General features: G+C 44.3%; 27 protein-coding genes and 1 other annotated feature. Of the genes, 8 read left to right on the plus strand and 19 right to left on the minus strand.

The window, feature by feature from the left end:
- Window positions 1-30: 30 nt before the first annotated feature.
- Window positions 31-570 carry a DUF1850 domain-containing protein gene (locus tag BC8716_RS05000; protein ID WP_094424218.1) on the plus strand — a complete coding sequence of 180 codons (540 nt, stop codon included), beginning with the start codon at window positions 31-33 and terminating at the stop codon, window positions 568-570.
- Window positions 560-2,554, plus strand: coding sequence for a TRAP transporter permease (locus tag BC8716_RS05005; RefSeq protein ID WP_094424219.1), 1,995 nt, complete (start codon window positions 560-562; stop codon window positions 2,552-2,554). Before BC8716_RS05000 ends, BC8716_RS05005 begins: the two co-directional genes overlap by 11 nt.
- Window positions 2,555-2,599: 45 nt before the next feature.
- Here BC8716_RS05005 and BC8716_RS05010 read toward each other — a convergent pair whose 3' ends face one another.
- A complete protein-coding gene (locus BC8716_RS05010) occupies window positions 2,600-3,073 on the minus strand; it encodes a GNAT family N-acetyltransferase (protein ID WP_094424220.1) in 474 nt (157 codons plus the stop codon).
- 35 nt (window positions 3,074-3,108) lie between these two features.
- Window positions 3,109-3,720 carry an NUDIX hydrolase gene (locus BC8716_RS05015; protein WP_094424221.1) on the minus strand — a complete coding sequence of 204 codons (612 nt, stop codon included), beginning with the start codon at window positions 3,718-3,720 and terminating at the stop codon, window positions 3,109-3,111.
- Window positions 3,721-3,986: 266 nt separating this feature from the next.
- Here BC8716_RS05015 and BC8716_RS05020 point away from each other — a divergent pair, with 266 nt between their 5' ends.
- Complete coding sequence (locus BC8716_RS05020) at window positions 3,987-4,427, plus strand: YndM family protein (RefSeq protein WP_094424222.1); 441 nt, start codon at window positions 3,987-3,989, stop codon at window positions 4,425-4,427.
- A 40-nt stretch (window positions 4,428-4,467) separates the two neighbouring features.
- On the opposite strand, the gene BC8716_RS05025 is transcribed toward BC8716_RS05020, so the two are convergent.
- From BC8716_RS05025 to BC8716_RS05035, 3 genes are read right to left on the minus strand one after another with little or no spacing between them, the layout of a single operon-like run.
- Entirely contained in the window at window positions 4,468-4,842 is a 375-nt protein-coding gene (locus BC8716_RS05025) for an SLAP domain-containing protein (protein ID WP_094424223.1), read from the minus strand.
- On the minus strand, window positions 4,829-5,443 hold the full coding sequence (locus tag BC8716_RS05030; protein ID WP_094424224.1) for a GNAT family N-acetyltransferase: 615 nt from the start codon (window positions 5,441-5,443) through the stop codon (window positions 4,829-4,831). Before BC8716_RS05030 ends, BC8716_RS05025 begins: the two co-directional genes overlap by 14 nt.
- Window positions 5,444-6,850 carry an aminotransferase-like domain-containing protein gene (locus tag BC8716_RS05035; protein WP_094424225.1) on the minus strand — a complete coding sequence of 469 codons (1,407 nt, stop codon included), beginning with the start codon at window positions 6,848-6,850 and terminating at the stop codon, window positions 5,444-5,446.
- A gap of 99 nt (window positions 6,851-6,949) precedes the next feature.
- On the opposite strand from BC8716_RS05035, the gene BC8716_RS05040 reads away from it, so the two are divergent.
- Window positions 6,950-7,804 (plus strand): DMT family transporter, encoded by an 855-nt coding sequence (locus BC8716_RS05040; protein ID WP_094424226.1) that lies wholly within the window; start codon window positions 6,950-6,952, stop codon window positions 7,802-7,804.
- Between the two features lie 22 nt (window positions 7,805-7,826).
- Here the strand turns inward: BC8716_RS05040 and BC8716_RS05045 are convergent, their stop codons facing one another.
- The 7 genes from BC8716_RS05045 to BC8716_RS05075 all read right to left on the minus strand — a co-directional run bounded on the left by BC8716_RS05045 (window position 7,827) and on the right by BC8716_RS05075 (window position 15,114).
- A complete protein-coding gene (locus BC8716_RS05045) occupies window positions 7,827-8,507 on the minus strand; it encodes a class I SAM-dependent methyltransferase (RefSeq protein WP_094424227.1) in 681 nt (226 codons plus the stop codon).
- Between the two features lie 57 nt (window positions 8,508-8,564).
- Window positions 8,565-9,554 carry a tryptophan--tRNA ligase gene (locus BC8716_RS05050; protein WP_094424228.1) on the minus strand — a complete coding sequence of 330 codons (990 nt, stop codon included), beginning with the start codon at window positions 9,552-9,554 and terminating at the stop codon, window positions 8,565-8,567.
- Between the two features lie 59 nt (window positions 9,555-9,613).
- Window positions 9,614-9,860 (minus strand) — a binding site (T-box leader).
- A 54-nt stretch (window positions 9,861-9,914) separates the two neighbouring features.
- Window positions 9,915-10,685 (minus strand): class I SAM-dependent DNA methyltransferase, encoded by a 771-nt coding sequence (locus BC8716_RS05055; RefSeq protein WP_094424229.1) that lies wholly within the window; start codon window positions 10,683-10,685, stop codon window positions 9,915-9,917.
- 121 nt (window positions 10,686-10,806) lie between these two features.
- Window positions 10,807-11,319, minus strand: a complete 513-nt coding sequence (locus BC8716_RS05060) for a hypothetical protein (RefSeq protein WP_094424230.1) — start codon at window positions 11,317-11,319, stop codon at window positions 10,807-10,809.
- A 1-nt stretch (window position 11,320) separates the two neighbouring features.
- Window positions 11,321-11,836, minus strand: a complete 516-nt coding sequence (locus BC8716_RS05065; protein ID WP_094424231.1) for a GNAT family N-acetyltransferase — start codon at window positions 11,834-11,836, stop codon at window positions 11,321-11,323.
- Between the two features lie 54 nt (window positions 11,837-11,890).
- Window positions 11,891-12,934, minus strand: coding sequence for a flavin-containing monooxygenase (locus BC8716_RS05070; RefSeq protein ID WP_094424232.1), 1,044 nt, complete (start codon window positions 12,932-12,934; stop codon window positions 11,891-11,893).
- A 50-nt stretch (window positions 12,935-12,984) separates the two neighbouring features.
- Window positions 12,985-15,114, minus strand: coding sequence for a heavy metal translocating P-type ATPase (locus BC8716_RS05075; protein ID WP_094424233.1), 2,130 nt, complete (start codon window positions 15,112-15,114; stop codon window positions 12,985-12,987).
- A 200-nt stretch (window positions 15,115-15,314) separates the two neighbouring features.
- Between BC8716_RS05075 and BC8716_RS05080 the strand changes: the two genes are divergently transcribed.
- Entirely contained in the window at window positions 15,315-15,692 is a 378-nt protein-coding gene (locus tag BC8716_RS05080; protein WP_011245131.1) for an ArsR/SmtB family transcription factor, read from the plus strand.
- A 320-nt stretch (window positions 15,693-16,012) separates the two neighbouring features.
- Complete coding sequence (aadD2, locus tag BC8716_RS05085) at window positions 16,013-16,783, plus strand: aminoglycoside O-nucleotidyltransferase ANT(4')-Ib (protein WP_094424234.1); 771 nt, start codon at window positions 16,013-16,015, stop codon at window positions 16,781-16,783.
- A gap of 75 nt (window positions 16,784-16,858) precedes the next feature.
- On the opposite strand, the gene blaI is transcribed toward aadD2, so the two are convergent.
- Together blaI and BC8716_RS05095 are read right to left on the minus strand one after the other, a co-directional pair.
- Window positions 16,859-17,239 carry a penicillinase repressor BlaI gene (blaI, locus tag BC8716_RS05090; RefSeq protein ID WP_094424235.1) on the minus strand — a complete coding sequence of 127 codons (381 nt, stop codon included), beginning with the start codon at window positions 17,237-17,239 and terminating at the stop codon, window positions 16,859-16,861.
- Window positions 17,240-17,266: 27 nt separating this feature from the next.
- Window positions 17,267-19,021, minus strand: coding sequence for a BlaR1 family beta-lactam sensor/signal transducer (locus BC8716_RS05095; RefSeq protein WP_094424236.1), 1,755 nt, complete (start codon window positions 19,019-19,021; stop codon window positions 17,267-17,269).
- 175 nt (window positions 19,022-19,196) lie between these two features.
- Between BC8716_RS05095 and blaBCL the strand changes: the two genes are divergently transcribed.
- Window positions 19,197-20,102, plus strand: a complete 906-nt coding sequence (blaBCL, locus tag BC8716_RS05100; protein WP_094424237.1) for a BCL family class A beta-lactamase — start codon at window positions 19,197-19,199, stop codon at window positions 20,100-20,102.
- A 304-nt stretch (window positions 20,103-20,406) separates the two neighbouring features.
- Window positions 20,407-21,363 carry a tRNA glutamyl-Q(34) synthetase GluQRS gene (gluQRS, locus tag BC8716_RS05105; RefSeq protein WP_179289872.1) on the plus strand — a complete coding sequence of 319 codons (957 nt, stop codon included), beginning with the start codon at window positions 20,407-20,409 and terminating at the stop codon, window positions 21,361-21,363.
- Window positions 21,364-21,514: 151 nt separating this feature from the next.
- Here the strand turns inward: gluQRS and BC8716_RS05110 are convergent, their stop codons facing one another.
- The 5 genes from BC8716_RS05110 to BC8716_RS05130 all read right to left on the minus strand — a co-directional run bounded on the left by BC8716_RS05110 (window position 21,515) and on the right by BC8716_RS05130 (window position 24,835).
- Entirely contained in the window at window positions 21,515-22,120 is a 606-nt protein-coding gene (locus BC8716_RS05110) for an ABC-2 transporter permease (RefSeq protein WP_094424238.1), read from the minus strand.
- Window positions 22,113-22,979 carry an ABC transporter ATP-binding protein gene (locus BC8716_RS05115; protein WP_094424239.1) on the minus strand — a complete coding sequence of 289 codons (867 nt, stop codon included), beginning with the start codon at window positions 22,977-22,979 and terminating at the stop codon, window positions 22,113-22,115. Before BC8716_RS05115 ends, BC8716_RS05110 begins: the two co-directional genes overlap by 8 nt.
- A 4-nt stretch (window positions 22,980-22,983) precedes the next feature.
- Complete coding sequence (locus BC8716_RS05120; RefSeq protein ID WP_094424240.1) at window positions 22,984-23,355, minus strand: GntR family transcriptional regulator; 372 nt, start codon at window positions 23,353-23,355, stop codon at window positions 22,984-22,986.
- A 424-nt stretch (window positions 23,356-23,779) separates the two neighbouring features.
- The gene (locus tag BC8716_RS05125) at window positions 23,780-24,028 is read right to left on the minus strand and encodes a CPBP family intramembrane glutamic endopeptidase (protein ID WP_257392285.1); all 249 of its coding nucleotides are present in this window, start codon (window positions 24,026-24,028) and stop codon (window positions 23,780-23,782) included.
- 39 nt (window positions 24,029-24,067) lie between these two features.
- The gene (locus BC8716_RS05130; RefSeq protein ID WP_094424242.1) at window positions 24,068-24,835 is read right to left on the minus strand and encodes an ABC transporter ATP-binding protein; all 768 of its coding nucleotides are present in this window, start codon (window positions 24,833-24,835) and stop codon (window positions 24,068-24,070) included.
- Between the last annotated feature and the right edge of the window lie 27 nt (window positions 24,836-24,862).

Genomic DNA, 24,862 nt, shown 5'->3' on the forward strand with positions numbered 1-24,862 from the left:
CCGGTTTTCTTATTCCAATAAGGAGGATTCATGGCGCGTTTGTTGTTAACGAGGAAATATTGGGTCGGTATTGTATTGTTGCTGTTGCTTGCCACTTCAGTGCTCCTGATTCCTTTTCGTACCGCTCTCGTTTTTTATGAAGAAAACACGACCTCCATTTCCGCCTATCTTCCCCTTAAACCTGGGGATACGTTTGAGATTATTTATACACACTCTATTCATCGATCAGATGTAAGTGAAAAATATGTTATTTTAGATAACCTTACTATCCAGCAATACGAATTTGTTTTTGAAGAGTTTGGCATCGGCATGCCTTCCAACGCAAACGGCAAAGAACAATTCGTCATGGAAGACGGAAAGTATTACATACGAAATATGGAAAACATCTTTCCATCCTTTGCACTACGAACTGGAACAGTCGTACCAGAACACCGGCTAGTGTGGGGACAGCATGCTGAACATATAGCTTGGTTCGCTGATTACTTTGATCCAGGCGCTTGGTTTACTGTCAAAATGGAACGCCTCAATTTATGGCAACGGCTGAAAGGAGAAGAAATAAATGACAAATAATGAGCATCAGCTTTCGCTTGAAGAACAGAACAAGCTAATGGAAAAATATGATGCCGAATCACGCACACGCAAATTAACAGGCATCTCAGCCGGTATTGTCTTTGTCGGCCTTCTTGCCTTCTCGCTATTCCAGCTCTATACAGGTGCATTCGGCCAATTTACCGCATATATCCAACGCACCGTCCACTTAGGCTTTGCCTTAACATTGATCTTCTTTCTATTCCCGGCAAAGCGAAAGACAAAAAAAGACAGCGTTCCTTGGTATGATTACGTTCTTATATTGGCTTCCATTATTGTGTGTGGGTACTGGCCAGTTTTCTATGACACACTTGTACAGCAATTTGGCGGAATTAGCACGGCTCAGCTAATTATCGGAGTTACTGCCATTATGCTCGTATTGGAAGCGACAAGGCGTGCAGTCGGATTGCCAATCATCATCATTGCAGGCTGCTTCGTTCTTTACGCTCTTTTCGGCCCTTATATGCCTGGCATGCTCGCACATAGAGGGTTATCGTTGGAACAATTTGTGCAATCGATGTTTTTTACGACTGAAGGCATTTTAGGAACACCGCTGCAAGTGTCGTCCACTTACATTTTCTTGTTTTTATTGTTTGGTGCCTTTTTGGTTCAAACGGGCGTCGGCAACTACTTTAATGACCTTGCTATTTCGATCGCAGGGCGGCGCGTTGGCGGGCCAGCAAAAGTCGCGATTTTTTCAAGTGCTTTAAATGGTACGATTTCAGGGAGTTCCGTTGCCAACACCGTTACCACCGGCGCCTATACGATTCCAATGATGAAACGACTAGGCTACAAACCTAATTTTGCCGGTGCAGTAGAAGCAGCCGCTTCTACTGGCGGCCAAATCATGCCGCCAATTATGGGAGCAGCCGCGTTTTTAATGATTGAATTTGCTGGCGTCGGGTATTGGGAAATCGCCCGTGCCGCTCTCATTCCAGCTATTTTGTATTTTGCCGGAATTTGGATTATGACTCATTTTGAAGCAAAGCGTCTAGGTTTACTAGGCTTACCTAAAGAGAGCATCCCGAAAAAAAGCGTCGTTTTGAAGAAAATCCACTTGCTATTGCCGATCCTTGCAATTGTGTATTTGCTATTTGCGGGCTTTAGCATTGAGCGTAGCGCCATATACGGAATCGGTATTACGATACTGGTTAGCCTGTTCTTAAAAGAAACACGCATTACGCCAAGCAAGTTTGTCCTTGCCCTTACAAGCGGGGCTCGTACTGCTCTTGGCGTAGCAGCAGCAACGGCTTGCGCAGGCATTATTGTCGGTGTAGTCACCAAAACGGGATTAGGCCTTAAGCTTGGCAACGGCATTGTAAACATGGCTGGCACTTTAACTACTTCTGTCGACATTCAACTTTTGTTGACACTTGTGTTCACGATGATCACTTCGATTATTCTTGGGATGGGTTCACCTACCACCGCCAACTATATCATCACATCAACAATTGCCCTGCCCGCGATTATCGCCTTAAATGGGCAATTGGAGGCAGCCATCCCTATTTTAGCTGCCCATATGTTTGTTTTCTATTTTGGCATCGTCGCAGACATTACTCCTCCGGTAGCCCTTGCTGCATTTGCCGCCTCTGGGATATCAGGGGGAGAGCCAATTCGAACAGGCGTCAACGCCACAAAATTGGCCATTGCCGCCTTTATTATCCCGTACATGTTTGTATTGCAGCCGCAATTGCTAATGATTGACTCGACTCCTTTCCAAGTCGCGGTTGCCTTCATTTCCGCCCTTCTAGGCATGATCGCCATTGGCGCTTGCATGATCGGTTTTTGGTATAAAAAACTGAACTGGCTTGAACGACTTCTATCGTTAGCAGCTGGGCTCTTGCTTATTTATCCAGAAGGGTACAGCGATGCAATCGGCTTGCTTTTATTTGTCGCTTTAATTGGTTACCAACTCATCGGCATGAAAAACAACAACAAAACACAGCAACATAGCGCAGAAGGCTAAGCATGAGATAAAGCAAAGCACGATGGCTAAGGCCACCGTGCTTCTTTATTCATGATTAAAACGATACTCCATCTCAACGAAATCGTAAACATCGCCTTTAATTTCCCGCTTATGGGGGCTTCTTTTTTCAAAGCCGCACTCTTCAGACACATGAATGGCCCGTTTATTATCGGCAGCAACAAATAATTTGACAGCCGTTATCTCTTCGAAATTGTTTTTAATAAAGGACAAACAATTTTGCAAAAATGAACGGCCAAATCCTTTGCCTATGTAGTCCGGTTTCATTCCGAGCCCGATCTCGGCCACATCCTTTTTCGGTTTGATTCCAAGAAACCCTACCATATCTTCGTCTTTATAGACGGCATATTGTCTTGCACTGCTTTTTACAACATCGATAAATGCGTGCAATCCAAGCTTTTCAACGTCAGTATGATAAAAAGCATAAGCGCCCTCATATTCCCATTGGTAAGCAAGCCATTTCGCTTGGTCTTCAGACATGGCTACAAAGCGCAGTTCCATTTTTCGCGAAGCCTCCCTTTCACACCCTTTTCCTGTTAGTCCATATACGGCTGTCTTTCGTTCAACTGATTGCGGATAATTGAAAATTGTTCTAGCGTATTCCGGTTTGCCGATAGCGGCGGCAAATCATCAAATGAAAAGAAGCCAACGTTGCTCGTTTCCACGCCTGTTGTTGCTGTTCCCCCGGTGATCGTACAATGCAAAACCAACTTATAAAAATGGAACATATGAGGCGGATGACGATGTTTCTTCGTATCGAACAGGGCAAGCACCCGCTCGTATTTACTATCATAACCAGACTCTTCTTTAATTTCTTTTACGATGTTTTCTACAGGCGACAATCCCACTTCACAATAGCCTCCTGGCAGCGCCCACGTGCCGTCCGTTTCTTCTTGCACGAGCAAAATATGGTTGTCCTTTGTGACAACGCCACGGACATCAATTTTCGGCGTCTGGTAGCCGTTTTGTTGGACAAACGTTTCCTTCACGCTCGCAGCATTAAGATTTTTCGCACATGCCATCATTTCGGCACTTATCGCCAACAACTCGTCATAGCGTTCCATGTCGTATTTGTCTTTTGTAAATGTAATTCCCGCCTGCGCTAAGGCTTGAATACGCTGCGCCCAGTTAAGCCAATCTAAATTCACCCGAGTATCCTCCTTCTTCTTGCTGTTGAAGCAGCGCAAAAAACACAGCTCTAAAAAAGTTCGGCTATCCCTCTCGCCACGTTTTGTTTGCGTATCCAATTCTACGAATGCCCCTCCCTAAATCATATCAATAATTAGCCTTGCTGCAACCCTAGGAACGGGGCCAGCTTGTGGACCTTTCCAATTCGTTATGATGAAAAACAGGCATTTGACGTATACGAACGACCCAGGACAGAAACACTGTTAGTAAAAAGGAGGAACGTCCTATGAAGCATTCCTTGCTGTTGCTTTGCAAATTTATCGCTTCCTTTATTGCTTTTACAATTGGATTTTTTTATTTTTCAGAAGCGACCTTTGTTGATGTCACTACATTTGCGCTCCTCGTCACCGTCGTTTCCTACATCGCCGGCGATTTGTTTTTGCTTCCCCGCTTTGGAAACACGATTGCTCTCGTTGGTGATTTTTTGTTCACATACTTGGCTGTATGGATTTTCGGGTCCGTTTTGTTCCATAATTACATGCTGATTGCCTGGGGGAGCATCCTTTCCGCTTTCGTCATCACAGTCGGTGAAGTTTTCGTGCACCGTTATATGTTAAAACATTCCCGTTCTGTTGAAACAAACGAGAGAACGCAAACACGTTTTGCTTTTGACACAGAGTTCGGCGAAGACGAGGACTATTCGGAGATACAAAAGAAAGAGGACTAACCATCCTCTTTTTTAGCCGAGACTTCACAAAACGATCAAGCTACCAAGTTCGCAGACAAAGCGCCGCCCCTTTTAGCCGCGGTGCTTTTTTTTGTGTTTCCTTTGGAAAAATAAACGTCCACGGCATGCTTACGTGAGGTTTCAAGCCAAGGCGTTTTAGCGAAAAATGATTGGCTGCCACTTCCTCGCCGTCCTCTAAATAGACATACTCCCGCTCTTCATTTGGCCACTCCCCGTTCCCTGTATGCTGAACGAGAACGGTCACCAAAAGATCGCCACGGTGGTTAAGCGCTTGCCATAGCGGGAGAAACGGCTGCAGTTCCCCTTGCTGGGCTGCAAACACGTTTTTGATTGCTTGTACATCCTTCTCCGAAATCGTCCGTTGCCAGGCCTCTTCAAATTTAAGCGTTTGCATCAAGGGATCCTCCTTTCAATTGTTTCACATAACAGCGGCATTCATGGACCCGTTTGAAAGCGTTCCGTACTTCCTCTTTCCGATCACCACTGTAGTGGGCAAAAACGCCTACGGGTGTAATGCCTTGGCAGTGGCTATGTATATTCCTTTTCGCTTCTTCGGCGTCCATGTATACATGAAGATAGCTCGTGTGTTGTCTAAAAAGGTGGCGCTTGTACCATTGGTTAGCAGCCGGATCTTCCCTCGTCCACGCTTCTAAATAATCAAGGCTGTGTGCATGTGCTGCTTTTTCCACTTCAGCAAGCAACAAGGAGGCAATGCTTCTTTTACGATAATCAGGATGAACGGCAATGTGCCAGATCATTCCGCCCTTTCCCTCTTTTAAGGAACAGACGGGGCGGCTATCGCTATCAAGCTCAACGTCAATAAGTCCGACTAGCTGGCCCGCTTCGACGCAAACCAATTCAATTGCGGGATTACGGTACCTTTCTTTCACTTGCAGGACATTGTCATAATAAGGCGTGTCCATAAAAGCAAGCACCCGCAAGCACAACCAGTCTCTCTCGTCATCAGCAACATACGTGCGCACTTCCACTGTCATTCACTCTCCTACGAATTGGTCGTCATATGCTTTCCTTACTTGCAGGAGACCCTTCTCCATGTTTTCCAAGCTTTCAAACGCAAAAGAAAAGCGGATCGATGCCTGTCTCTCCTCTCCGTAAATAAATCCAGGATGAATGACAACGCCTCTTCTGTGGCAAGCAGTCACAAAACGTTGCATATGAGGCGCTCGCTCTTTTCTAAAAGTAAACCAAATGAAAAAACCGCCTTGCACGTCTCCACAAGACCCTAGTTCGCCAAAGTGTTTCTGGAGCAAACCAAGTAACCAGTCTTTCCGCTCCCGTAAATGTTCTTTCAATGTCCATACATGGCGGCGGTACGTACCGGTTTCCAATAGGTGACGGCAAACAAATTGGGACAACATGCTCGAACCATAATCCGTTTGCATCCGCAAGTCGGCCAACTTCTGGACAATATCGGGCGGTCCCACTAACCAGCCAATCCGGAAACCTGGGCTAACCGTTTTTGAAAAACTGCCTAAATACAATACTTGTCCTTTTCGATCATAGGCTTTTAATGGCTTTGGCCCTTCTTCAAATGACAAATCGCCATAAATGTCGTCTTCGATTATCGGCATCCTTGTTTTGCCTGCAAGCAAAAGCAACTTGCGGCGCGCCCCTTCATCAAGCGTCATTCCTGTTGGATTGTGGTGTGTCGGGTTCACATATAACGCATGGGCACTCTGCTTGGCCAACTCTTTTTTTGCATGGTTGGCTGCAAAATCAAGAGGCGACGTCCGGATGCCCAAGCTTGCGAAAAACGTTAAAGACCGCAAATAAGAAACAGGCTCGTGGAACAACACACTGCCCGTCTGCAAAATCCCTGTGCCTATTAACTGCAAGCCGCCGAGCGCTCCGGAAACAATTAAGATCGAATCAGGAGATGCTTGAATCCCCTTTTCCTGTAAGTACACAGATAGTGCCTGTCTTAACCCTTCATCCCCTCTCCCATCGCCATAATCGAAACCAACATTTTGTACAGCCATTGCCGTGAGCGCTTCCTTGATTGCATTCTTTGGCTGCAATTCATGAGCAAGCACCCCTTTGCTTAGCTGAATAAGAGTAGCATCGTTTTCCCATTCGTTCAAATGCTGGACAAGCGCTTTGTTTTTCGGATAAAACGACCATTTCGCCAACTCTTTCCATACAACGCCTTCTTCATTGCCAGAATCGTTGCTAACAAAAGAGCCTTTTCCTTGAATCGAAACAATGATGCCTCTTGCCTTTAAACGGTCTAAAGCTGCTATGACAGTGCTTCGGTTTACCTGATAATAGGCAGCAAGCTCTTGTTGGGTCGGCAGCTTCATCGTCGGATACCATTCGCCAGCTTCAATTTTTGCGCGAATGTCAGCCGCAATTTTTGCACGTTGCCCTGAAATGATGCTCACTCCTTCTAGTTGTTGGTTTTATTTTCTCATAAGTTGTTGGTTTCTCCAAACCAGATTTGCCTTAGGCTAGACCCACTAGCTTAAAAAGGAATGATTACCATGAAACTCATTTTTGTTTACGGAACAGCTGTCCTCCTATGGGCTTCGGCTTTTCCCGCCATTCGTGCGAGTCTTGGTTATTACTCACCCGAGCACCTTGCCGCTTTAAGGCTTCTCATTGCCTCGGCTGCCTTGCTTCTCTTTGCCTTGGCTGCGCGTATCCCTTTGCCGAAACGAAAAGACATGCCCGCCATTTTTTTGCTTGGCTTTTGCGGCTTTTCTGTTTACCATGGCGCACTTAGCATTGGGGAAAAAACAGTCGAAGCCGGCACAGCATCACTGCTTGTGTCGACGACGCCGCTTTTTTCAACGCTGCTTGCAGCCCTGTTTATGAAAGAGCGCCTGCACCTAAAAAACGGGATTGCTGCTCTCATAGCATTTATAGGGATTGGGATCATTATGCTAGGCAGCGGCGCTTCGTTTCATTTGCAGCTAGGGGCACTTATTATCCTCGTAGGCGCTTTTGGCGAAAGCATCTATTTTGTTTTTCAACGCCACCTTTTGCCGATATACGGTTTTCTGCCACTGACTATTTATGCCATTTTAACAGGGACGCTGTTTATGCTGGCGTTTACCCCTGGCCTAGGGCAAGTGGTGTTAGCTGCACCTTCCTCTGTCAATTGGACCGTTTTGTACTTAGGGCTTTTCCCAACGGTTATTCCTTATTTTTGCCTCGCCTATGCTACAGCAAAAGTTGGCGTCTCAGAAGCTACGAGCACTCTGTTTTTAACCCCGGTCGTGGCGCTTTTTCTTGCTTGGCTTTGGCTCGGGGAGACACCTGCCTTGTTGTCTCTTGCAGGCGGTGCACTTACTCTTGCAGGAGTGGCGGTTGCCATAACCGGAAAACAAAGTTAACAATACGGCGAAATTTGCATAGTTATTGCTGCCGAATGATCGCGACAGAATCGGCACCTTTTTGAAATTGATAAGACACCCGTTTTTCCGTGACCGTATATCCTTTTTGCCGAAGGCGTTTAAAAAGAGGGTCCACATGGACGGACCGCTTCCCATCCAACGAAACAAGCGGGAAAACACGCACTTCTTTTGCGACTCTTAGCAATTCATCAAGTGTAGACTGGTGGAAGGCATCATCCAATTGTTCACTATAGGTGAACAAAAAATGAGCTGACAAAACAAGGTCAAACGTGTGATTGGCGAATGGCAGCTTTGGCAAAACAGCGGCCACATAACGTTCTGGCCGCCTGGCCATATCTTCTGTCGCCAATAGCAGTGCCTGCTTTCGTTGGGCAGCCAACGCAGGAACGTCGGCAACATTTGTCCAGATGTAATCCTTTTTGGCTTGTTTGATTTTATCAATTGTATGACCAAGATCCGCCAGCCCTTTTTGTCGAATCGTTGCTTGCGAGAGCTGATAGGCCATGTCGCTTGCTGTTGCATCTATGCCTAAATCAGCAGCTTCCTTTGTAAAAGAACAAGCACCCGCCGGACAGTCAAGTATACGGCGCCCTTGAAGCTTGACTGTATCTAGGTCAAACATGGCCACATATTCAGCAAATGTCCTGCCGATAAACACAACTCGATCTAATTCTAAACTCACCTTTACTCAACTCCGGCTAAATTCAAAATTGGTCAATCGCTTCAAACAGTCTTTCCTTCAAAGACCGACTGCTTTCTTTATTTCCTGTAAGAATGGCTGGCTATATGCTCTAGCCCGTTCCGCCCCTTCAGCCAGTAGGCGGTCCACTTCTGGAGATGCCAATAACTCGTTGTACCTACGTCTCGGTTCGCTCATAAACTCATTGATCGCCCAATACAGCTCTTTTTTAACTTCCCCCCAGCCAATGCCCTCAGCAAACCGGGCCCGCATCGCTTCCACTTGCCGTGGCTCAGCAAACTCCTTATAAAGGGTAAATAAGTTAGATGTCTCTGGATCTTTTGGCGCTTCTGGCGGCAGTGAATCGGTTTTGATCCGATTCACTAGCCGTTGCAGTTCGTTCGCCTCTGAAAACAGAGGGATGGTATTTCCATAGCTTTTGCTCATTTTTCGGCCATCCAGCCCAGGCAAAACAGCAACGCTTTCTTCGATGTGGACACGAGGCTGCTTAAACACATCGCCAAAGACATGATTAAAGTGCCGCGCTACATCACGGGCAATTTCAATGTGCTGGATTTGGTCACGGCCAACTGGCACAATATCTGGCTGAAACAACAGGATATCAGCCGCCATTAAAATCGGGTACGTAAACAACCCCATATTGACGCCAGCATCTGCTTCCTTGCCTGCTGCCTGGTTTTCATCGATTGCGGCTTTATAGGCATGGGCGCGGTTCAAAAGTCCTTTCGGCGCTACACATGCCAAAATCCAACTAAGCTCAAATACTTCCGGCACATCGGATTGACGATAAAAAACCGACTTTTCCGGATCGAGGCCAAGAGCTAGCCAAGTCGCAGCGATTCCTCGTGTCAATTGCCGCATTTCCTCGCTGTCAGTGATTTTCGTCAAGCCATGGGCATTGGCAATAAAATAAAACGACTCTAAACCAGTCTGCTTTGTAAAAGCAAGCGCCGGCTTAATCGCGCCAATGTAATTGCCAAGATGGACTTCCCCAGTGGGCTTAATCCCAGTTAAACTCCTTGTCGCCATTGCGTTTCCTCCTTTTGTTTTTAACTATTTTTGAACGCCAAAAAGGGCTACCCATCCTAAAAAAGGACGGATAACCCGCGGTGCCACCTTCATTCGCTCCACAAAAAAGCGCTTCTCAAGACGCACAGAAGTCTACTGCTTCAATGCGCTGCCTTTTTTAACGGCAAGGCACCCGCTTCGCCTACTCTCTCTTTCAGCCAAGAAGCTCCGAAGCCCATTCCGCCTTGCTCCTGCACTGATTTCCACCAACCATCAGCTCTCTAAAGCATTCCACAACGCGTACTTACTCTTCTTCATCGCTTAAAACGTTTTTTCTATCATAGCCGATTTGATCAAGGCCTACAAGGGAAATTGGCTGGCTTATTGCTCTCTTTTTTTACAGACGAAGACCACTTCACTACTATCGTTTGTTATAACCGTCTCGTCCCAGTCTTTATAAACATGAATGATTTCAAAACCATACGCCGTTAAAAGACGTTCCATTTCTTGCGGAAACGTGTAGCGCAAACGAATATGGCTTCGTTTCTCCTTGATGATAGCGCCAACGTTGTTTTTGTACTTTCTTATCGTCGTATAATGTTGGATTTGCTTGAGCGCGTCGTACTCACTGACCGTATAAACATCGACTGTAAAGCTCGTTTCCCTATCTACGTATGTCCGCCAATACTCCTCCGTGCAGGGCTGAAGCAATTCTTCCTGACTCGGAAACCGTGTATCAAAAATGAACACGCCGCCGCTATGCAAATGCCTATTGACAGAAGCAAGCAGCTGATTTTGGGCCTCGTTTGTTAGAAAATGTTGAAACGAATGGCCAACACAATAAATTAATTTGCTTTTTAGCGGCAGATTCAAGTTTGTACAGTCTTGCTCGACCCATTCAATTGGCAAGCGGGCTGCTTTTCTTCTTGCCTCGTTTAGCATCCCTTTATGGACATCGACACCTACTAGCTCAAACCCTTTTTCAGCCAATGGAATTGTTGCTCTCCCTGTTCCACATGCCAAGTCAATGATAAGCCCCTTTTGCTTGGCTGCCCATTTTAATAAGAATGGAATTTCGCTTTCGTGTTGGCCATTTTCTTGATCATATAATAGAGGGTCATGGTACTCCTCGAAATTGTCAAAATCGATCATTTCACTCACTCATTCCGTCACTATCGGATCTTTTCAGTCACAATGGCTATAGACGCCACGTACGACGAGATTATGCACATCGCAGCCCCAAACAACGAAGTGATTCGTTCTAATTTCTCGTCTAAAGTTCAAAAAAACCAATTGTTTTCACATCGGCTAAAGAAGATAAGTAATCATCAATGATATAATTTTCAAAATTCGTTTTATCTACCTCTGGCAAGCCTGCGAAAAAGGCGACCAAGTTATATAATCTGTTTATCGTTCCACCAATATAACAACCAGACACCGTCTCAAAATCATCTGTTTCTAAAATGACGAGTGAACCAATTGTAAGAATCGTGTCGGTATTCGTTAAAGGAATGGATTTTTGAGCTAATTGTTGAAATGCCATATCATTGACACTTTTTACTTTGCCATTAAGAAGCGCAGTAATGGCTGAATCATATATCCCATAAATTCCACCTATTTTATTCCTTTCAGGTATCTCATGCTCGATCAAAAATGGTTTGAGATCTTTATCAGACAAGGAAAGGGGCTGCGCTTTTAAAGTGTTTATGAAAAAGTCATAGACATTCTTAATTGGCCAAGGTTTATATCTATTTTTTGTTTTCTGGTACAACGTATATTTGTCCAATTCAGCTAATCTCCGTACGTTCCCAAATGTAATGGACAAACATTACTTTTTCGCCATTGAATTCAAATACTTCCTCACTAATGCCGACTTTTTTAAAGCCGTTGTTTTCCATCGTTTTTTGAGAGGCAATATTGTTGCTTGTCGTTTTTCCTTTTATTGTTTGAAAGCCTTTTTCCGTTTCAAGTAACTGTTTTAATGCGTTAGAAGCAATTCCTTTTCCCACATAATTTTCTCCTACTCTAAAGCCAACTTCGGCCACGCGCTTAGGCTTATCAATGGCAACAAGATTGATTCTGCCGACTATGTTTCCCCTTTCATCCCTAATTAAATAAAATCTCGAGTTAGTGTCGTCTTGTTCAGTCAGCAGCTCTCCATGTCTAAATTTAAACGTTTCAAATTGATAATATGCTTCGCCTCGGCTTGGCACCATTTGTTCGAAAAAAGCCCGATTATCGGTTTCAAACTTATGCAATTCCTCGGCGTCGCTTTCTTGTAACCTATTAATCGATATACACACGTTGATTCATCCCTTCACCCGTATTCCCCCTCGTTTGCATCATACCATGTTTATTCATGAATGTTTTGACAGTTGGCTAACAATGTATGCAGCATCTTCCCCCACTCCTTTGACAAGGGCAGAACCTCGTTTATATTGCCAACTTAGGCCTACAAAAAACAAGCCGTTTACATTTGTCACACCTCTAACGTGAATTGGTTTTTGCTCCTGATCGAAAACACCATCAATATCAATCCATGAATAATCATTTCTATATCCTGTTGCCCAAATAATCGTTTGAACAGAAACAGGAGAACCTTCCGCAAAATAAGCCTTTGAACCAGTCACGTTTATTAAGCGTCCTTTTAATTTCGCCCTTTTTCTTACTGTATGAAAATCGTTCCCGATAATTGGATCTCTTTTTTGCAGCCACTTTCCGAGTACAGAGTTGATCGTTGCCTTCGAAAGGCCAAGCCTATCAAACCACCAAAATAGATTTTTTCCAAAGACCGACTGGGGCAAAACGTTCGGCTTGTTTCCACAAGCCAGTATGACATCGTGGTGCTCCACTAATTCAGCCGCTATTTGCACTCCTGTATTGCCAGCACCAACAATCAAAATGGGACCAGCAACGATTTGTTCTAGCCCCTTGTAATCGGAAGCATGCAATTGGGCAATTCCAGGATGGATGCTGTTGGCAAGCGGTGGGATAAAAGGCGTGTGAAAGGCACCTGTGGCGATAATGACTTGCTTGGCATCATACGTTTTCCCCTCACTTGTAGTCCAAACCTTAAAGCGATCACGCTTTTTCTCTAGCCTTTCTACCTTTGTCTTGTAAGCAACTGGTAGCTGAAACGTTTCTTTATACGTCCATAAATAGTCGGCCATTTCATCTTTTGTCGGATAACCGTTTGGATCGCCGCTAAAGGCAAGACCAGGCAAGCTGCTGTAACACCTTGGTGTAAACAAAACAAGGGAATCATACCGTTTTCGCCACGAATCGCCTGCCTCGTTTTGCTCATCTACTATAAGAAATGGTCGCTTTTGCTTTTTCAAATAGTAACCAACTGCCAGGCCTGCTTGGCCGCCACCAATAACGACTACATCATACTCCATCATGACCAACCCTTTCCTACAAAAGTCCCAAAAGTTTAGCTACCCAAATCGGCCTACTCTTTTACACCGATTAGCCTCATGCTGTTTAAGGCAACCAACAGCGTAGCGCCCATGTCTGAGAGAATTGCTATCCAAAGGGTTAGCCATCCTGGGACAACGAGGAGCAATGCCGCTAGTTTAATAGCAATTGCAAAAGCAATGTTTGCTTTAATGATGTTCAATGTTTTGCGGCTCAGCTTCACTGTAAAGGGAAGCTTCTTTAAGTCATCGCCCATTAGGGCAATGTCGGCTGTCTCCAACGCCGTGTCTGTGCCTGCTCCGCCCATAGCGATGCCAACCGTTGCCGCAGCAAGTGCAGGAGCGTCATTAACGCCGTCACCAACCATGGCCACATGGCCATGGTTCTCTTGCCATTGTTTAATAAAACGTAATTTGTCTTCAGGCATTAACTCTGCCTGAATATCAGCAACGCCTACAGCTTGGCCGATGGCATGGGCAGTCTGTTTGTTATCTCCTGTAAGCATTACTGTCTTCGCTATGCCTGCTTCATGAAGTTTACGAATCACTTCTTTGCTTGATGGGCGCACTTCATCTGCGACAGCGACGATGGCGAGCAACTCCGTTTCTGTCCCGACCAGCATCGCTGTTTTCCCTTGTTGTTGCAAGCTTTTGATGTTTTGCGCAAATGGCGTTATGTCCCAAGTCGGCAACCGTTCTTGGAACAGCTTCGGACTGCCAACGTAATACGTTTTTCCATTGACTGTTCCTGTAATGCCTTTGCCCGTGAGCGCCGTGACGTTCTCAACCATATAATCGTGATAAGGCAGTTGTTCGTCTTCTGCCTTGGCGACGATGGCAGAAGCCAAAGGATGTTGCGAACGATTCTCTAATGCCGCCACAATTGCAAACAGTTGCCTTTGATCAAGTTGGGGATTCAATAAGGCAAAGTCGGTAACAACAGGAATACCTTTCGTCAATGTCCCTGTTTTGTCAAATGCAATTGCTTTTAGTGAAGCCATTTCTTCTAAATAAACGCCACCTTTGACAAGCACCCCTTTTTTAGCAGCATTGCCAATCGCAGAGACAATCGAAATTGGCGTGGAAATGACCAATGCGCATGGGCAGCCAACAACAAGAACAGCTAACCCTTGGTAAACCCAAGTACTCCAATTCCCTCCCGTAAATAACGGGGGAATGATTGCAACAAGGGCAGCGACCACCATAATAATCGGTGTATAATACTTAGCAAATTTATCGACAAACGCTTGTGCCGGAGCCCGTTCACCCTGTGCTTCTTCGACAAGGTGGATAATTTTTGAAATCGTCGTGTCCTCGACTAACTTTGTAACTTTGATTTCAAGCAGCCCTTCTTCATTTAACGTGCCAGCAAAAACCTCGTCATCAACCGCCTTTTCCACAGGAACCGATTCTCCTGTAATCGCTGCTTGGTTTACAGAAGAATGGCCATGCACCACTATTCCATCCATTGCGATTTTCTGGCCAGGTTTCACAATCATGATGTCGCCAACGACAATATCACCAACATGAACAGTGAACTCTTGGCCATTCCGCTTTATGAGTGCTTCATTTGGGGCAATGTCCATTAACGACTGAATCGACTTTCTCGCCCGGTCCATCGAAAATCGTTCGAGCGCTTCGCTAATGGCGAATAAAATCACAACGACTGCGACTTCTCCCCATTCGCCAATGATGGCACCGCCAATAACAGCCACCGTCATTAACGTCTTCATATTAAATTCAAGCCGCGCTACATTACGAATTCCCGTTTTTAGCAAAGGAAAGCCACCGGCAAGAATTGCTGTTAAAAACAAACCGACCGTTCCGATATTCGACTCGCCATATTTAAATTGAAACACGTAGCCAAACACAAGCAATAAGACCGATAAAAGAATCGAGCGGTGTTTTTTATAAAAAGGAATTTGTGTATATTGAAAAGGCTGCCGCCGGCTCGGCTCCTTTGTCACTTTTAGCTGTTCAAATGCACCTGCTTCCTCCAGCGCTTCTATCGTTGCCTCACCGTAGACGGTTAGTTTCGAGGCACCAAAGTTCACTTTAGCATCTTTGACCCCTGGCAAGTCCTTAACGTTTTTTTCAAATTTCCCTGCACAGTTCGCGCATGTAAAGCCATCTACACGATAGACAGAGGCATGTTCATCCCCCATATCCTAAGCCCCCTTTTATGACTAGCTCCATTATTCAAATATTTATTTGAATGTAAGTGTATCGACAACGATGCGCTATGTCAATCTATTATTCAAACATTTATTTGAATGATGACGCATTTGCCCGTCCAAGCAGAGAATTGACAAAAAAACAGAATCTGTCTAAAATGAATGACACCATTTTCACGACTTAGGAGGGGATGAATATGAACAAGAAAGCAAACGACGGCGACCGTTGTGAAGTGTTTTGTTATGATGAGCAGAAAGTGAAACGAGTCCAAGAAAATGTAAAAAAGGAGACGTTTGCGCCCCTTTCTACTATGTTTAAAGCGTTAGCAGATGAAACAAGGCTGAAAATTGCTTATGCCCTTACAACTGAACAAGAGCTATGTGTATGCGATGTTGCCCATATCATCGGCAGCTCTACAGCAACGGCATCGCACCACTTGCGCCAATTAAAACAAGCCGGCGTCGCCAAAAGCCGCAAAGACGGAAAATGGGTATTTTATTCTTTGCAAAATCCCCATATTGCTGCTTTTATTCAATATTCATTTACACAACAAAAAACATCGGTCTAACACAGCTTTTCTAAAAGTGAGCCGATTTCAAACATTTCCCCCTACGCAACCAATAGCTTGGATAATCCCCGCAACCATCCCTCCGACATACGGTCATGAGATCGAATTCGAGCGTGCGAAATCATCACTACCTGAAGAACAAATGGCAAACAATTATGTCATTTCCCTTGCCAATTAAATGCCTTTTAGGTAACCTTTTCTTAATCAAACATATAGGGGTGGTTCGAGTGCACCGAAAAAAAGTCCCCCGTTAATCTCGAGGTCCTCCATCCATCGTTCATATCACACACTCAAATTGAAACAAAAGGAGATGGATGTGAATGAACATGAATGGACCTGCATCAATGTCGCAAAAAGAAAGACTTCAGACTTGCCATGAAATTGCCAAGAGATTACACGAGGTTTATGGCAATGACGTTCTCGCCATTGGCGTCTACGGATCTGTGTCCAGAGGCACAGATGGCCCTTTCTCAGATATTGAGATGTTTTGCGTACTCCGTGACTCGACTGAAACGGTAGATAAAAGTTATGAATGGTCAGCAGGACCGTGGAAGGCGGAAGTTGACGTTTGTCGTGCAAGTATTCTGCTAAAAGAGGCTGCAACTGTTGAAGAACGATGGCCACTGACACATGGGCCTTACTTCTCTCCGCTTCGTCTCTATGATCCTGAAGGCTTCTTTCAACGCTTGCGGCTCGCAGCTGAATCGCCGACAAAAGAAGATTTCCGCCAAGCTATTCATGAAATCCTTGTAGCGGAAATGTATGAATATGTTGGCAAGCTTCGAAATGTAAACCGAAACGGCCCTTCTTCCTACTTGCCATCCTTGGCATTGCACTTTGCCCACTATGGCGCAATGTTGATCGGCCTCCACAATCAGACACTCTTTTCAACGAGGGCAATGGTCTTGCCTGAAGCGCTGGAACTGCCCCATCGGCCAAAAGGCTTCGACCATGTTGCCGAGTTAGCGATGTCTGGAAACTTAGCAAAACCGACGAAGATCGTGTCAGCCTGCGAAGATTTCTGGAAAGGCTTAGTTGCCTGGGCAGCGGAACATGATTATGTCATTCACTCAAAACGAATCCCGTTTTGAGTAATGTAAAACCGAACATCCTCTGTAAATGAACGGAGGCAGCCTCTCAGTTTGAGAGGCTGCCTTTCGAATCGACTATTCTTTCCGTTTTTGTTCTAAAATCGCATACAGTTCATCCAGCTCTTCTTTTGTTAATGATTCTTCCTCCAAGAACTGGACCAACAATGGTTTTACTGTTCCCCCGTAAACTCTCTTTACAAAAGACTGTGCTTCTGCGTGCTTACACTCTTCTTCTGAATATAGCGGAAAGAAGACATAGATTTTCTGTTCTTTATCCACGCCTACTACTTTCTTCTTCGTTAATCGATCCAGTAACGTACGAATCGTTTTCGGCTTCCAGTCCGTTTGCTCTTGGATCGCGGAGATGACTTGATTGGCTGTTTGCCGTCCCTTTTTCCACAAGACTTTCATTACTTCCCATTCTGCTTCCGATATGCTAGGTGTTTGGTTCGACATCTTTCCCTCTCCTTTTGCCACAACTAATCAATAAATTCCTTTGCTTGACAGAATGGATAAAGTGATTTCAGCAGCCGTGCTTCCATATGCATGGTCTTGCTGTTGAATGTTTGTCGCAAAAAAGTACGTATCCGTTTCAGTTTCGACAAATCCGATAAACCAACCATTTATTGCATGGCCGTTCACAATGCCAGTCCCCGTTTTTCCATAAAGCGTTCCCTTTTGATTTTGTTCAAGTTTCATAACCTCTTTAACGAATTGCACATGCTCTTCTTTAAAGTCCAGTTGGTTTGTATAGAAGGAATGGAGAAGCTCCACTTGTTCTACCGGTGATATCTTCAAGGAAGATTCCAACCAATAGTGATTTAATCCACCGGAAAGATCTTTATTCCCATAGTCTAATTGGTTTACAAAAGATTGAATGTTCCTTTGTTTTATCCGCTCGTCTAACTCTTGAAAGTACCAAGTGACCGATTGGCTCATCGCCGATTTCAAATCTTGCCCGCTATTCCAGGCTTCATCCTCGTATTCGACTCCATCCCACTCTAACCATGAATCATCTCGCCCGATCACTCCTAGTTCCAAAGCCATGAGCGCGGTGTAAATTTTATAGGAAGAATTGGGGGAGACTCTTCTTACACTTTTTTCTTTATTATAGATTTCGAACTGGTCGCTGTTTAAGCTATATAATACAAAACTACCCTCATTTCCTGCAAAATGAGTGCTGTAATCTTCAACAATCGCCTGGCTATCATCAAATTGGTAGCGCTCTGTAGAAACAGCGGTTGCCGTTAAAAAAGGAAATTGAGCAATGACAAAAACGGTGAGAACAGCAAAAACAACCATGCTTTTTAATTGGCGCCGCTTTGACTCGCCAGTAAAAGAAGCAATATTCAAGATCCGTATTTTTAAAGCCTTTTTCGAACTATGCAGCTGGTTCGTCAAATGTAAAAATCGAGAATTTCTTTCTAGAAAACGCATGATTGTCTGGCCATACGTTTTATACTCCCGCTGGCCCAATGTAAGCAAGACCTCCGTATCACAAGCTAATTCCCGATCAAGGCGCATCTCTTTAAAGGCTTTCCATACTAAAGGATGGAACCAATAAACAATTTGGTAAACGACAAATATATAGTTCACTTTAATATGTTTGCTTTTATAATGGTGCAACTCATGCAACAACACATGTCTGATTTCATCATCAGATAGATACAATTCGATATTTTTGGGCAACAAGATGTACGTCTTTAACAATCCAAAGGTCATCGGCGTTTGGATGGCAGGGGATTCTAAAATCGTTAATTTATTCGTTATTTGCAATTCTGCCATGCAATCGCTAAACGCCTTTTGGATTTTTTGATTTTGTATGCGACTTGCAGCTTTTACTAACCGTTGTAGCTTTGCATAATGGTATAAAGTCAATAAGAGGAAAAAAATCATTCCTGTAATCCAGATGGAAACAACCGCAGTATGAAGGAACGTATAGTCAAAGCGACTAACGGACGTGCCAAAATCAACCATCCACTGCTCATTTTGATCCGTAAAACCGAAACGTTCCGAAGATGAATAGGTGGTCTGCTGACGCCCTTGGTCAAAAAAAGACAAGCCCGTCAATAGATGAATCGGTATAAACGGAAGCGTCAACACAGTAATGAGTAAAAACCATAATTGATAACGCCATTTTGCCGATAATTGTTTATAAAAAACGGCTCTCGCAAAAAAGATCACTAGAATCGTTGCCGTTATTAATATAAGAGAAAGTAAAATATGCGGTAACGTCATTTATATCCCCATCTTCCATCCTTTTGCTTCTGACTCCCCACAATCCATAACCATAAAAAATTGTAGCATTCCCATCCGTGAATGTAAATTTCTATTGACAAAAAAGACTACAAATGTAATATTAGATTACATGCGTAGTCAAAGCGCATCACACGTTACGAAAAGGAGTTTTTTTATGCTGAAAACAAAAATGACGTCGTCTATCCTTGTAGGTGCCTGTTTACTGTTTGGTTGTTCGAATGGCAATGAGCAACCGGTTTCCAACGAACCTGAACCTGAAGAGTCTGTCGAGACTGGAGAGGCGGTTTTTAAAGCGTTAGAAGAAGAGTACGCTGCCCGTCTTGGCGTATTTGCTTTAGACACCGGGACAGGACAAACCGTTTCCTATCGCGCTGATGAGCGATTTACCTATGCGTCTGCCCATAAACCACTTGCTGTTGGCGTTCTGCTTCAACAAAAATCAATCGAAGAGTTGGAACAATTGATTACATACTCGGCCGATGATTTAGTAAACTACAATCCAATTACCGAAAACCACGTTGAGACAGGCATGACACTAAGAGAGTTAAGCGATGCTTCGATTCGTTATAGCGATAACACTGCTGCAAACTTAATTTTTGATGAAATTGGCGGGCCAGAGGGCTTTAAAGAAGGACTTCGAGCAATGGGAGACACGGTAACCGAACCTGAACGAATCGAACCTGAGCTCAATAATGTTGAACCTGGAGAGATCCAAGATACGAGTACACCAGAGGCGTTGGCCAAAAGCTTGCAAGAATTTACTTTAGGAGAGGCGCTGCCAGCTGACAAACAGGAACTGTTAATCGATTGGCTAATAGGAAACACGACTGGAGATGCTTTAATACGTGCTGGGGTGCCGGAAGGTTGGGAAGTTGGTGACAAAACAGGAGCAGGTTCCTATGGGACTCGAAATGATATTGCCATTCTTTGGCCACCTGAAAAAGAGCCAATTATTTTAGCCATCCTATCTAGCAAAGACGAAAAGGATGCCGAATATGATGATGAACTGATCGCGAAAGCGACAGAAGAAGTGATCAATCTCCTCACCCAAACAGAATAGTAAAAGGCTGGGACCAGTTTCATCTCCCCACATTCTTAGCTGAAGCTACGATGCAACAACTATGGGAAAAACTATATGGGATTGCAGGAGGTACGGCGTTCTACACAAACGCCTCCTCCTCTCTACACCCATTGAGCAGCAAAAAAATTGCCCAGACAGGCAGTCCATGATATGATTTTTCTGTACGAACATGCCTGTCACACAGGCAACGGCAAATTTTTGTATCTACTTAGAACGTTGCTAAAACCGATAAAACGAGCAAGGATAACGATCCTTCGCTCGTTTTTTGTACAGGGTGATTACAATGAATCAACTGAGAGGCCGGTTCGCGCCCACCCCGTCAGGCGAGCTCCATCTCGGCAACCTTTACGTTGCCTTGCTCTCTTGGCTGCAAGTGCGGCAAGGAGGCGGACAGTTCATTTTACGTATTGAAGACATCGATCGTCCACGGTCAAGGAACGAGCTCGTTGGGCCAATGATGGACGATTTGCACTGGCTCGGTTTGGATTGGGATGAAGGCCCAGATCAAGGCGGAGAAAACGGCCCCTATTACCAATCGAAGCGGCTGCACCTTTATGAAGAAGCACTACACAACTTGCAAAAGCAACAGTTGCTATACCATTGTTATTGCAGCCGAGCTGAACTGCAAGCAGTCGCTAGCGCTCCCCACGGCGTTGCCTCGGAAGGCCAAGCCTATCCTGGAACATGCAAAAGGCTGACCGCGGCGGAGCGAGCTGCCAAAGCGGCCAAAAAGACGCCTTCATTACGCTTTGCCGTAGACAAATGGCCCACTGCTGAAAAAATGGACTTAGAAATGGAGAAGCTGCTCCGCCGCGGCGGCGATTTTGTCGTTCAGCGTGCGGACGGCATCATAAGCTATCAACTTGCTGTTGTTGTCGACGATGCGTTAATGGGCATTACGGATGTCCTCCGTGGCCAAGATTTATACGACTCCACACCAAGACAGCTATTGCTTTATGCCGCGCTCGGATATACCGCTCCCCGGTTTGCACATGTGCCATTGCTTTATGGTCCGGATGGGCGGCGGCTGGCCAAACGGCATCGTGATTTGTCATTGGCAGCGATCCGCGCAAATGGGTGCCGGCCAGAGGACATTGTTGGTCTACTAGCAGCGTTAAGCGGTTTAATTGAGCGCCAAGAACCACTGACCGCAGCGGAATTAATTCCAGAGTTTCGGCTAGAAAAGCTGACGACAGAGCCAATTTTATTGGACACGCATATGCTGCAACTGCTCAACTAACTGATTGATTTGGCTGGCCGCTGATACCTTTTTAAAGGATAGCCAATTGCAGCAGCTGCTTCACAAAGATAGTGGCACTAACTTTTATTATGCAGTACGCGCCATGGAGACCTTACTCCCAACGCGGATCGCATCATGTGGGCCAGACGGCTTAGAACACTTTTCGTTGGTAAATCACATGGGTAATTCCCCAAGAAAGAACATAAACTGCCAAGATAATGAGTGCCGCTCCTGAATATAAAGCCGGGACTGATAAATGGACAACAAAGTCGGTAACTGCTGATAATTGTTCAGCTAAAGATATCACAATAGACGGCCCAATGCCTACGAAAAGGAAGAAACTAATCAGAACAACGATGGAAATAAAGCCCGGTTTAAATATATAGAATAAAGGAAAGGTAAACGAGACAAACAATAAGAATAACCCACTGCCCATGGCAATATCTGCCATCGTAAAAGGCTTATTAAAAACAAACAACGCCAAACTAGTAATTACAATCGCTAAACCCATATAAACAATCGCACCAATGTAACGGGATGCAATAATTTCCGTCCGTGTATAAGGTAAGGAATTTAATAATATGTTTGTTTCAGCTTTTTCATCGTAAGCATGCGTGTTAAAGGGAATAAAGATACTGGCGACGAGAAAAATCAAAACTGGATGAGCATCCATAATAATAAAAAATAAAATAAAGGGAAGATACACGATTAGTTGCCTTTTCTGTAAGATGAGATCACGTTTGATTAAATTAAACATCGTGTGTACCCTCTTTCAAATAGTACATAATATCCTCCAAAGAGGCTCGTTCTATCACAACCGTGTCGCCGAAGATATCGTTCACTGCCTCAATGTTATCCGTTAATGCTTCAAATCCAGTTGCTGCACGATGAGTATGAACAAAGGCCTTTTCTGTGTCCCTATCCAATAGTTCGTTTCTTCCTTTAACAAGGGCATAATTTTCAGCGATATCGTGGATCGACTTATTAAATACCAATTTCCCTCTTCGTATAAAAGCGATATAATCAGCGATCCGATCCAAATCAGTCGTTATATGGGTAGAAAAGAAAATCGTCCGATTGCCGTCAATCATCAATTCTTGTAAAAGATCCAACAGCTCCCGCCTAAAAATAGGGTCTAAGCCTGCTGTTGGCTCATCCATAATGATCAGCTCTGCATGATGGGATAGCGCGATCGCCAATGAAGCCTTCATTTGCATTCCTTTCGAGAATGTCTTTATCGCTTTATTAAGAGGTAATTCGAATTGGTTAACATATTGATAAAACGACGTGTCATCCCAGCGTTTGTAAGCTGGCGCCACAATGCGCTTTATATCTTTTAAGTTCAGCCCTTCAAAAAAAACATTCGCATCATAAACAAATCCAATCCGGTCCTTGATCGCCTTCTCATGCGTTTTATAGTCGAGCCCAAAAACCTTAACTTCCCCGGCATCAGGCTTTAATAAATTCATCATTATTTTTAACACTGTTGATTTACCAGCTCCATTGGCACCAATGAATCCCGTTACAAAGCCTTGCTTTACTTGTAAATCAACATCGTTAATGGAAAAATCTTTAAATGTCTTCGTTACATTTTTTAATTCGATTACATGTTCCATCCTTTTACTCCTCATATAAAATCTTCAATAATTCCTGCAGCTCTTCAACGGACAGCCCGATTTCCTTGCTATTTGCAATGACCGTACTCAGCTGCTCCTCAATGACCCTTAACTTCTTCTCCCTCATAACCTCCAAATTTTGCTCGGCAACAAAAGAGCCTTTTCCGACAATAGAATAAATAAAACCGGCCTTTTCTAACTCCTCATAGGCACGCTTTGTCGTTATTACACTAATTTGTAAGTCCTTTGCGAGTTTACGCATAGAGGGGATTGCCGTTCCCTCTGGCAGCTCACCCGATAAAATAGCCGATTTAATTTGATTCGTAATTTGTTCATAAATTGGCTCCTTTGAACTGTTGGAAATAATGATTTGCATGCCAATCCCTCTTCTGTATTTTGTGAACTACCCACCACTTATCACCCTTGTAGGTCATTAAGTGGGGGCTTCTTGGGTAATCGCCCCTTTTGGTAGCGGACGAAATGGACCAAGCTAACCCTCTTGTTCCAAGAGTTTATCGATTCATTAGGCAGTCGCTAATAAACGAATCCCTTCTTTTTGATATTGATTGCTGAATTGTAACCTCGATCAAGGCTCCGTCCACAAACACATTGATCCCGATATCTTCATATAATGTATATATACTATATGCCCATCATATACAGGCATGATCCGCCATGCAACCTTTATTGCCCTAGTAACCGACGTTGTATAACAGAGATAAAAACCCCTTTTCAATCGATTTTATCGAGAGAAAAGGGGGTCCTTATTTCTACTAACCATCGTGGACAATCCCGATGGCTTACTTTGCTTTCATAAAGTAAATCCCTATTCCAACGTTATAGACAGCGTGGGCAAGGAGGGAGGGAATGATCGAACCTGTAACATAAAACAACAAAGCAAAGAGGAGCCCGTTTATAAATACGCCTACTAGCGCTAAAGAAACGCCTTTATATTGGGGCACATGAATCACCCAAAATAAAAACGTACTAATCAAAATAACAGCCCAATCTGCCAATTGAGAATAACCAATAAATAACCTGATCGCCAACTCATGTTTCAGTGGAAAACGGTGATGGGTTTCGGTTCATCAAAACCCATTTTCCACTAACCACTTCATTATGCTTTCTTCCCTTGTCTTTATATCATCATGCTGCGGATCGTACTTACCCAATTGCTTTTCGGCCACAACATTGCCATCAATCATAAACAATACTCTTTCAGTTTTTGCAGCCACCTTTGCATCATGTGTTACAAGAACGATCGTTGTCCCTTGTTGATTTATTTCTGCCAGAATGGACATCACTTCTGCCGACGATTTGGAATCCAATGCGCCAGTCGGCTCGTCTCCAAAAATGATATCTGGATCATTGATCAATGCTCTACAAATGGCGGCTCTTTGCAACTGGCCGCCTGAGCCTTGATTGATTTGGCGATTGGCAAGCCTTTCTATTCCCGTCATTTCCAACAGTTTTTTTGCTTTTTGGTGCACCGCATGTTTATTAGCACCTTTGGATACAAGAGCAGGAAACATCACATTATCAATCAGAGACAGATTCTTCAGTAAGTTCATGTGCTGAAAAATAAATCCTATGTGATTCAAGCGAATTTGTGCCAGTTCCTCTTCAGCCAGACCTCCGACTTCAATGCCTTTAAATGTCACATTTCCAGAAGAAATGCGGTCCATGCCGCTTAGATGATAAATCAGCGTCGACTTCCCGCTTCCTGACGGCCCCATTATCGATACGAATTCCCCTGCTTCAATTTCTAAGCTTACATTCTTTAAGATGTGGAGCCACTGACCGTTTCCAAGTTCTACTGACTTGTTTATATTTCTTGCCTCTAATAAATTCGCCATTTATATTCCGCCTTTGCCAATAGTCAT

Origin of the sequence: Shouchella clausii, assembly GCF_002250115.1 — a bacterium.
Lineage (GTDB): Bacteria > Bacillota > Bacilli > Bacillales > Bacillaceae_D > Shouchella > Shouchella clausii.